This window comes from Trinickia symbiotica (assembly GCF_003028655.1).
In the GTDB taxonomy this organism is placed as follows: domain Bacteria; phylum Pseudomonadota; class Gammaproteobacteria; order Burkholderiales; family Burkholderiaceae; genus Trinickia; species Trinickia symbiotica_A.
In genome coordinates this window covers 135,609-144,845 of the sequence record NZ_PYUC01000017.1, presented here as the reverse complement: position 1 = coordinate 144,845, position 9,237 = coordinate 135,609, and the positions used below count along the sequence as shown (strand labels likewise).

The 9,237-nt window shown below is 63.4% G+C and carries 9 protein-coding genes and 1 other RNA gene; 6 read left to right on the top strand and 4 right to left on the bottom strand.

Annotated features, from left to right (window positions below):
• Positions 1 to 1,104: DNA polymerase III subunit gamma/tau (dnaX, locus tag C9I57_RS27535; protein WP_146166274.1), on the bottom strand; the 1,104-nt coding region annotated here is incomplete at its 3' end.
• A 205-nt stretch (positions 1,105 to 1,309) separates the two neighbouring features.
• Positions 1,310 to 1,408, bottom strand: an RNA gene (gene ffs, locus C9I57_RS27530) — signal recognition particle sRNA small type.
• A gap of 341 nt (positions 1,409 to 1,749) precedes the next feature.
• On the opposite strand from ffs, the gene trxA reads away from it, so the two are divergent.
• The 6 genes from trxA (at position 1,750) to C9I57_RS27500 (ending at position 8,326) form a co-directional block, all read left to right on the top strand.
• On the top strand, positions 1,750 to 2,076 hold the full coding sequence (gene trxA / locus C9I57_RS27525) for a thioredoxin TrxA (protein WP_018441615.1): 327 nt from the start codon (positions 1,750 to 1,752) through the stop codon (positions 2,074 to 2,076).
• 192 nt (positions 2,077 to 2,268) lie between these two features.
• The gene (gene rho, locus C9I57_RS27520) at positions 2,269 to 3,531 is read left to right on the top strand and encodes a transcription termination factor Rho (protein WP_018441614.1); all 1,263 of its coding nucleotides are present in this window, start codon (positions 2,269 to 2,271) and stop codon (positions 3,529 to 3,531) included.
• A gap of 38 nt (positions 3,532 to 3,569) precedes the next feature.
• Entirely contained in the window at positions 3,570 to 4,448 is an 879-nt protein-coding gene (locus C9I57_RS27515) for a zinc-dependent peptidase (RefSeq protein WP_107153731.1), read from the top strand.
• Positions 4,449 to 4,594: 146 nt separating this feature from the next.
• Positions 4,595 to 4,858 carry a type B 50S ribosomal protein L31 gene (locus C9I57_RS27510; protein ID WP_020566292.1) on the top strand — a complete coding sequence of 88 codons (264 nt, stop codon included), beginning with the start codon at positions 4,595 to 4,597 and terminating at the stop codon, positions 4,856 to 4,858.
• Between the two features lie 256 nt (positions 4,859 to 5,114).
• Positions 5,115 to 6,872 carry an ArnT family glycosyltransferase gene (locus C9I57_RS27505; RefSeq protein WP_107153730.1) on the top strand — a complete coding sequence of 586 codons (1,758 nt, stop codon included), beginning with the start codon at positions 5,115 to 5,117 and terminating at the stop codon, positions 6,870 to 6,872.
• 41 nt (positions 6,873 to 6,913) lie between these two features.
• Positions 6,914 to 8,326, top strand: a complete 1,413-nt coding sequence (locus tag C9I57_RS27500; RefSeq protein ID WP_107153729.1) for an MATE family efflux transporter — start codon at positions 6,914 to 6,916, stop codon at positions 8,324 to 8,326.
• Here C9I57_RS27500 and C9I57_RS27495 read toward each other — a convergent pair.
• Together C9I57_RS27495 and C9I57_RS27490 are read right to left on the bottom strand one after the other, a co-directional pair.
• Positions 8,314 to 8,721, bottom strand: a complete 408-nt coding sequence (locus C9I57_RS27495) for a carboxymuconolactone decarboxylase family protein (RefSeq protein ID WP_107153728.1) — start codon at positions 8,719 to 8,721, stop codon at positions 8,314 to 8,316. The two genes, C9I57_RS27500 and C9I57_RS27495, sit on opposite strands and share 13 nt — an antisense overlap.
• Positions 8,661 to 9,134, bottom strand: coding sequence for a MerR family transcriptional regulator (locus C9I57_RS27490; RefSeq protein ID WP_107153727.1), 474 nt, complete (start codon positions 9,132 to 9,134; stop codon positions 8,661 to 8,663). The genes C9I57_RS27495 and C9I57_RS27490 overlap by 61 nt, the downstream gene beginning before the upstream one ends.
• Positions 9,135 to 9,237: the final 103 nt, after the last annotated feature.

The window sequence follows — 9,237 nt, the reverse complement described above, 5'->3', positions numbered from 1 at the left end:
GCCCGCCCCGCCACCCTCCCTCGCCGGCTCGAACGCGAGCATGCGCAGCAGAGTCATCGTAAAGCCCGCGTATTCGTCGGGCGCGAGCCCGAGCTCGCTTCGGCCGATCGTGGCGATCTGGTAGAAGAGCTGCACTTGCTCGGGCGAAAGCGCCTGCGCGAAGCGGCGCACGTCGTTCGCCTCCGGCCATTCGTCGAGGACAGCCGTTGGCGCGAATTGCGCCCAGGCGATCCGATGAAACAGGCTGGCGAGATCCTGCAGCGCCGTGGAAAACGATAGGCTGCGCAGCGCCATTTCGTCGGCGATGGCGAGCACGAGCACGCCGTCGGCCTCGACCAGCGCGTCGACGAGGCGAATCAGATAGCTTTGATCGAGCGCGCCGAGCATGCCGCGCACAGCGTCCTCGGTCACTTGATTGGCCGAGTAGGCGATGGCCTGGTCGGTCAGCGAAAGCGCGTCGCGCATGCTGCCGTCGGCCGCGCGTGCGAGCAGCCGCAACGCCTGCGGCTCGAACGCGATCCCTTCGGCAGCGAGAATGCGCTCGAGATGACCGACGATGTGGCCGGCCGGCATCTGCTTCAGATTGAACTGCAGGCAGCGCGAGAGCACCGTGACCGGAATCTTTTGCGGATCGGTCGTCGCGAGGATGAACTTGATGTGCGGCGGCGGCTCCTCGAGCGTCTTCAACATCGCGTTGAATGCGTGATTCGTCAGCATGTGCACTTCGTCGATCATGTAGACCTTGAAGCGCGCATCGACGGGTGCGTACACGGCTCGCTCGAGCAACGCGGCCATTTCATCGACGCCGCGATTGCTGGCCGCGTCCATCTCGACGTAATCGACGAAGCGCCCCTCGTCGATCTCTCGGCACGCGCGGCAAACGCCGCAGGGCGTCGCCGTGATGCCGGTCTCGCAATTGAGCGCTTTCGCGAAAATCCGCGAGAGCGTGGTCTTGCCGACGCCGCGCGTGCCCGTGAAGAGATAGGCATGGTGCAGGCGTGCGCCGTCAAGCGCGTGCGTGAGCGCACGTACGACGTGTTCTTGTCCGACGAGCGAAGCGAAATCCTTCGGCCGCCATTTGCGTGCGAGAACTTGGTAGGTCATCGCGGAATTGTATCAGCAACGATGCAGGGCTCAGGCAGTGTGGCGGGGCAAGCCCCGCCTGCGTGCGCACGCGGTCCGACCCGCGTCGTGACGCTTTCGATGTGCGTGCGGGATTCCGAACCGACGAACGACGCGCGAGGCAAGCGATATAAGCGCAACACCGAAGCGCTCGCTTTGCGGAATTAGAAGGGGGATTGAAGCGAAAGGTGACGAGCCCGACCCTCGGCACTGGCGGAAAACGGCTGTGGCTGCTTCGTTCCCGACCTGACCAGGTTGACCGTCCCTCCATGCGAGGAGGCCCGTCACTGCGCATTCTATCATCGACGGGCGCGGCGCGCGACTCTTGCTTTTTCGACTCTTGCTTTTTCAGTCCCCGGCGGCGCGCCTCGCTCGAGCGTGGGCGCGGCTATCGGCTTCGCGCGGCAAATAGCAATTTGGGCTAATATGACACCCGAATGACCCGTAATCGGCGAGCCCCGGCAACGACGGCCCGCTCCGCTTCCGAAAGCCCCTTGCGTGCATGCCCCGCCTCCCGCGCGTTCGGACGCCCGTCCTATCGGGCGAGCGCGCTCGGAACGGTTTCTCGTTTTGGTGTATCGTGGCGGGCAATTCAGTCTCGGGCCAGGAACCCGAAGAGGTATTTACATGAGCGAACAAATCAAGCACATCAGTGACGTATCGTTCGAGCAGGATGTCGTGAAGTCCGACAAGCCTGTACTGCTCGACTTTTGGGCCGAGTGGTGCGGCCCCTGCAAGATGATCGCCCCGATCCTCGACGAAATCGCCAAGGACTACGCCGATCGCCTGCAAATCGCCAAGATCAACGTCGACGAGCACCAGGCCACGCCGGCCAAGTTCGGCGTGCGCGGCATCCCCACGCTCATTCTGTTCAAGAATGGCGCGGTCGCCGCGCAAAAGGTCGGCGCGCTGTCGAAATCGCAATTGACGGCTTTCCTCGACAGTCATCTCTGATTCAAATCCGGGCTTGTTGTCGTCGTGCAACAAGCCCGGCGCCGTTCCCCGTTCGGCGCGCGCGACCGTGGCATCGCGTGTGCTATGCTAGAATCACAAGACTCAAGAAGACGTACAAGCCCCTGAGCGGTTCCGCTCATTCCCCTCCAAATTTCTTTTCGTCGCACCTTCTCTCCCCGGCGGGATTTCCGTATGCATTTATCCGAGCTCAAGTCTCTGCACGTGTCTCAATTGATCGAGATGGCGAATGGCCTCGAGATCGAAAGCGCGAACCGGCTGCGCAAGCAGGAACTGATGTTCGCCATTCTCAAAAAGCGCGCCAAAACCGGCGAGACCATTTTCGGCGATGGCACGCTCGAAGTTCTGCCGGACGGCTTCGGCTTCCTGCGCTCGCCGGAAATGTCGTACCTCGCGAGCACGGACGACATTTACATCAGCCCCTCGCAGATCCGGCGCTTCAATCTGCACACGGGCGACACGATCGAAGGTGAAGTGCGCACGCCGAAAGACGGCGAGCGCTACTTCGCCCTCGTGAAGGTCGACAAAGTCAACGGGCAGCCGCCCGAGGCTTCGAAACATAAGATCATGTTCGAAAACCTCACGCCGCTGCACCCGAACAAGCCGCTCCTGCTCGAGCGCGAGATGCGCGGCGAGGAGAACGTCACCGGCCGCATCATCGACATGATCGCGCCGATCGGCAAGGGACAACGCGGTCTTCTCGTCGCCTCGCCGAAGTCGGGCAAGACGGTCATGCTTCAGCACATCGCGCATGCGATCAAGCAGAACCATCCCGATGTGGTGCTGTTCGTGCTGCTCATCGACGAGCGGCCCGAGGAAGTGACGGAAATGCAGCGCTCGGTGGCGGGCGAAGTGATCGCGTCGACGTTCGACGAACCGGCCACGCGTCACGTGCAGGTCGCCGAGATGGTGATCGAGAAGGCGAAACGCCTCGTCGAAATGAAGCACGACGTCGTGATCCTGCTCGACTCGATCACGCGTCTCGCGCGCGCGTACAACACCGTGATTCCGGCTTCGGGCAAGGTGCTGACCGGCGGTGTCGACGCCAACGCGCTGCAGCGGCCGAAACGCTTTTTCGGCGCGGCGCGCAACATCGAGGAAGGCGGCTCGCTCACGATCATCGGCACGGCGCTGATCGAAACGGGCAGCCGGATGGACGACGTCATCTACGAAGAGTTCAAGGGCACGGGCAACATGGAAGTGCACTTGGAACGCCGCCTTGCGGAAAAGCGCGTCTATCCGTCGATCAACCTCAACAAGTCGGGCACGCGTCGCGAGGAACTGCTGATCAAGCCTGAGATCCTGCAAAAGATCTGGGTGCTGCGCAAATTCATCCACGACATGGATGAAGTCGAAGCGATGGAATTCCTGCTCGACAAGATCCGGCAGACGAAGGGCAATTCCGAGTTCTTCGAATTGATGCGCCGGGGCGGCTGACGCCTCCCGGCAATCCGTTGCACGCTCCGGCGGCTCCGATGTTCGCGAGGCTCACACAGTGGCTCGATAGCAGGCGGCGCGAACGCGCGCTCCGCCATTACGCGATACCGGATTCGTTGTGGCGCGAAACGGTCGATCGCCTGCCGTTTCTCTCCTATCTCGATGCGGCCGATCTCGAGCGGCTGCGCGAGCTGACGAGCCTTTTCATCGCGCGAAAGCAGTTTTCCCCCGCGCATGAGCTCGAGCTCACCGATGCGATGACAGTCGCGATCGCCGCGCAGGCATCGCTGCCGGTGCTCAACCTGGACCTCGATCTTTATCGCGGCTGGGTGGGCGTCATCGTCTACCCCGGCGAGTTCGTGATCCGCAAGACGGTCGAGGACGAAGCCGGCGTCGTGCACGAGGTCGAGCACGACGCCAGCGGCGAGGCCTGGGAAGGCGGCCCCGTGCTGATCTCGTGGGAAGACGCGCAGATGTCGGACGGCAAGGAAGCCTACAACGTCGTCATTCACGAGTTCGCGCACAAGATCGATATGCTCACGGGAGAAGCGGACGGCCATCCGCCGCTCTTTCGCCGCTGGCACGCGCCGCTCGATCGCCAAGCGTGGGCGGACGTCTTCGACAACGCTTACGATCAATTCTGCGCGAAGGTGGACGCCGTTCCCGAGCGCCGTTGGGCGCGTTTCGAGCGCGAATCGCTGATCGACCCGTACGCCGCGGATCATCCTTCCGAGTTCTTCGCGGTATGCAGCGAAGCGCTCTTCGTCACGCCGCATGCATTCGAGACGGAGTATCCGGAGCTGTACAGGCTGCTTGCGCGCTATTACCGGCAGGATCCGGCCGGCACCGGCGTGCTCGGCGGCAGTCCCGTCATCACCGGCTCGGCGAAAAGTCCAAATAATTCGTCAACCGTCTGATTCTGTGGCACAATCACCGTTTTTCGACCTTGGGCAAGTGGCTCGCGCCAAATTTGCCGTTCCCGCGCATCGCAGCATCATGCGTCGAGGAGCGTAGCGAAACCCTGAACGCGTGGGCTGGCTACCGCCAGACTGAAGGAAAGACCATGAAAGAAGGCATTCACCCCAATTACCGCGAAGTCGTTTTCCAAGACATGTCGAACGGCTTCATGTTCGTGACGCGCTCGACGATCCAAACTCGCGAAACCGTCGACTACCAGGGCAAGACGTACCCGCTCGCCAAGATCGAAGTGTCGTCGGAATCGCACCCGTTCTACACGGGCCAGCAAAAGATCATGGACACGGCAGGCCGTGTCGAGAAGTTCAACAAGAAGTTCGGCGCACGCGCCGCTGCGAAGGCAGCGAAGTAACGTTACGCCATCCGTCGAGCGGCAACGAAAAGGCCGTGGGGCGAGAAAAAAGGCAGCCTCGGCTGCCTTTTTTCATTACAGCTCGTCAATGCCGCAATGGCGTTTGCACCGCCGGTCAAGCCGGTCAGCCGGTGAGCCGACCGATTGACGGGCGGCTGCGAGCGGCCGAACCGGCCGCGCTGGCACCGGGCATCGCCGCCATCTACAATGCCGCATCTCGAAACGCGGACAACTACAACGACCGCCGCCCATCCGCATGAGAACCGTCGTCCGCCTCACCGCCTCCGCGACTCGCGCCCTGCCGCGTTCGCTGCTGCTCGCGATTTCCATCGTCTACGCCGCCTTTGGCCTCTTCGGCCGCGATCCGTGGAAGAACGAGGACGCGGCGGGCTTCGGCGTGATGTGGACGATGGCGAACGGCGACGCACACGACTGGCTGCTGCCGAACCTCGTCGGGAAGTTCATTACGGAAAGCGGCCCCGGCGGCTACTGGCTCGGTGCGGTGGCGATTCGCCTGCTCGCCCCGTGGGTCGATGCGGCCGACGCATCGCGTGTCTCGACCGGTATCCTCTTTTGCTTGACCTGCGCGCTCGTTTGGCACGCGGCCTATCTGCTCGGACGGCGCCCTGAGGTCCAGCCGTTCAAGTACGCGTTCGGCGGCGAGCCGGAGCCGCGCGATTACGGGCGTACGCTCGCAGACGGGGCACTGCTGATTCTGCTCGCCTCTTTCGGACTTGCCGAGCGCGGCCACGAAACGACGCCGCAGCTCGCGCAGTTCATGAGCATCGCGCTCGTCGTCTATGGACTCGTGCGCGGCCTCGACAAGCCATTGCAAGGCGCGATCTGCTGGGGCGTCGGGCTCGGCCTGGTCGGCTTCACGGGCAATCCGCTGCTCGTCGCCGCGTTGCTCATCGGCACGCTCGTGATGACCGCGCTCGTGCGCGAAGCTCGTTCGCCGTGGCTCTTCACCGTAGGTGTTCCGCTCGCGCTCGTATTGGCGGCTGCCTGGCCCGCCGCCGTTCTCGTCCTCTATCCCGATGGCGACGCGCGCTGGTTCATCGAGCAATGGTTGAACGGCAGCATCAATCGATTCTCGCCCCCGCCCGGCCACGTCGTGATCTACGCGTTCAAGAACCTGCCGCTCTTCACGTGGCCCGCGTGGCCGCTCGCCGCGTGGGCCTGGTATAGCTGGGGCGGCTTACGGAACAAGCCCCACGTCGCGGTACCGCTCGCGGTGATCGTGCCGGTTCTCATCCTGTCCATCTTGCAGAGCCACCAGACGAACCGGCTATACATTCTGCTGCTGCCGGCGCTCGCCACGCTGGCCGCGTTCGCGCTGCCGACGATGAAACGCAGCGCGATCAACGCGATCGACTGGTTCGCGGTGCTCAGCTTCACGATACTGAGCACGTTCGTCTGGCTCGTCTGGCTCGCGTCGCAAACGGGTTTCCCGCATCCGCTCGCGCGCAATCTGAGCCGCCTCGTGCCGGGCTTCACGCCGCATTTCGACGTCCTTTCGTTCGTCTGCGCGATCGCGGTGACGGTCTGCTGGTTCGCGCTCGTGCGCTGGCGCATTTCGCGGCATCCGAAAGTGCTTTGGCGCAGCGTCGTGCTCTCGAGCGCGGGCACGACGCTAATGTGGGTGCTGCTGATGACGCTGTGGCTGCCGATCGTCAACTACAGCCGGACCTACCGCGACGTCGCGTTGCAGATCGCCCAGCATCTTCCCGACGATTACACCTGCATCTCGCCGGTGCGTCTCGGCGATGCGCAGCTCGCCTCGTTTGCCTACTTCGCCGACATGCAGTTCTCGTTCAGCGGCGATTGCGATGTGCTGCTGCGCCAGGATACGCAGGATTTCAGCGCGCCGAGCCCGATGCCGAGCTACATTTGGCAGCTCGTCTGGGAAGGCCGGCGCGCAGCCGACCGCGACGAACGCTTCCGCCTCTATGTGCGCGTCGATCGTCCGAAAGTGGCGCCGCCGCATAGGAAGCCTTTGATCAGGCATCGGTGAAACGTCATTGATCCATGGGCGCCCCGCAAATGGCTAATTCAATGCTCGCAGACATTCGCAAGATCGCCGCCCTCGCCTGGCCGGTGTTGATCGGGCAGCTCGCGATCATCGCGTTCGGCGTCATCGATACGGCGATGGTCGGCCGTTACTCGGCCATCGATCTCGCCGCGCTCGGCCTCGGCAATTCGATCTACGTCTCCGTCTATCTGGGCTTGACGGGCGTCGTGCTCGCGCTGCAGCCGATCGCAGGCCAGCTGTTCGGTGCGCGGCGCTATACGGAGATCGGCGAGGAAGCGCGCCAGGCGCTCTGGCTCGCCGCCGCACTCGCCATCGTCGGTTTCGTGATCATGTATTTCCCGGCGCCGCTGCTCGCCATCGCGCACGTGCCGCCCGCGCTCTACGATCGCACGGACCTTTATCTGCGCATTACCGCGATCGGGCTGCCCGCCGCGCTCGCATTCCGCGTCTATTCGGGGCTCGCCAACGGCATCGGCATGCCGCGGCTCGTCATGATGCTGCAAGTCGCGGGTCTCGTGGCCAAGATCGCGCTCAACTACTGGTTCATATTCGGCGGGCTCGGCGTGCCGGCGCTCGGCGGCCCCGGCTGCGCGCTGGCGAGCACCGCCGTCAACTTCGCGCTCGCCGTCATCGGGCTCGTCCTGCTCGTGCGGCTAGAGGTGTTTGCGCCGTTCGCAATTTTCAAGCAATTTTGCTGGCCCAATTGGCGCAGACAAGCGGGGTTGCTCAAGCTCGGCCTGCCGATGGGGCTCTCCTTTCTCATCGAGGTTTCGTCCTACGCGTTCATGGCGCTTTTCATCGCCCGCTTCGGGACGACTACGCTCGCAGGCCATCAAATCACCGGCAATTTCGGCGCCGTGTTGTATATGACGCCGATGTCGATCGGCGTCGCGACATCGACACTGGTCGCCCATGCGATCGGGGCGCACAACCACGGTGAGGCGCGAAGACTCGCACGTCGCGGCATTGCGATGGCGTGCACGATCGGCTGCTGCTATGCGGCCATCAGCTTCGTGCTGCGGCCGTCGATCATCGCGGCCTACACGCCGGATGCTGCGGTTTTGGCCGCCGCGATGCCGCTCATTCCCATCATGCTCGTCTATCACCTCTTCGATACGTTCCAAACGGTGACGGCCTTCGTGCTGCGCGCCTATCGCGTCGCCGTCGTGCCGACGATCATCTATGCGATCGCGCTATGGGGCGTTGGCCTGGGCGGCGGCTATCTGCTCGGGTTCAACGTTTTCGGCAACGTGCCCGCCTGGCTCAACGGAGCGCGCGGCTTTTGGGCCGCGAGCGCCGCCAGTCTCGCCGCCGCCGGCTGCGGCCTCTTTCTGCATTGGCGCTCGATCAGCGCGCGCTATGCGCAAGAAGCAGCGGTGACCGACGGCACGCGAACCTCGAAGGCGCCCCTCAGCTCCGTCGATCAGGACTCCTGAGCGTCGCGCGCGGCAAAGACTTCGCGCGCCGCGAAAAGCGCGTTGAGCGCCGCGGGAAAGCCGGCATAGACGGCCATCTGGATGAAGACTTCCACGATCTCCTCACGCGTGCAGCCGACATTGAGCGCGCCTTCGATATGCACTTTGAGTTGTGGCGCCGCGTTGCCGAGCGCAGCAAGCGCCGCAATCGTCGCGATTTCACGCGATTTGAGGTCGAGCGCCGGCCGACTGTAGATGTCGCCGAAAGGGAATTCGATCACGAGCCGTGCGAAATCGGGCGCAATCGGATCGAGCGCCTCGATGACGCGCTCACCCGCATGACCGTCGATTTCCTTCAGCTTGGCCCATCCTCGGGTGTAGCGTTCGTCGTGGGGTCGATTGTCTGCTTGTGCCATCGCAATTCCTTGTCGTGAGGTTGAGGCGTGGATCGCCGATCCGTCATGTCCTGAGCAAGGCGTTCGTAATGCGCGATCTTCTCGTCGATCACGGCGAGATTGGCCTCCAACTGCCGCAGCTCGCCGAGCACCGCCGCGCGATGCTCGACCAGCAGCGCGAGCCGTTTGCCGACTGTCTTCTCACCGCGCGCGCGCAATGCGGCGAACTCCTGCATACCCGCGATCGGCATACCGGTCGCTTTGAGCCGCATGACGAACCGTAGCCATTCAATGTCGTCGCGCGCGTAGAGGCGGTGGCCCGCGCTCGTGCGCGAAACCGGCTGTATCAGCCCGGCTTGCTCGTAATAGCGCAGCGTGTGCGTCGATACGCCGAGCGCGGCGGCCATACGGCCGATCGTGAGTGCTTCCGACATGACACCTCCAACGTTAAGGCTTCGAGTGCACACGAAGTCAATAACCTTCGTGCAAGTTTTGGCGCGGTTGCGTTATTGAGCAACAAAAAAGGCGGCCGGGCAT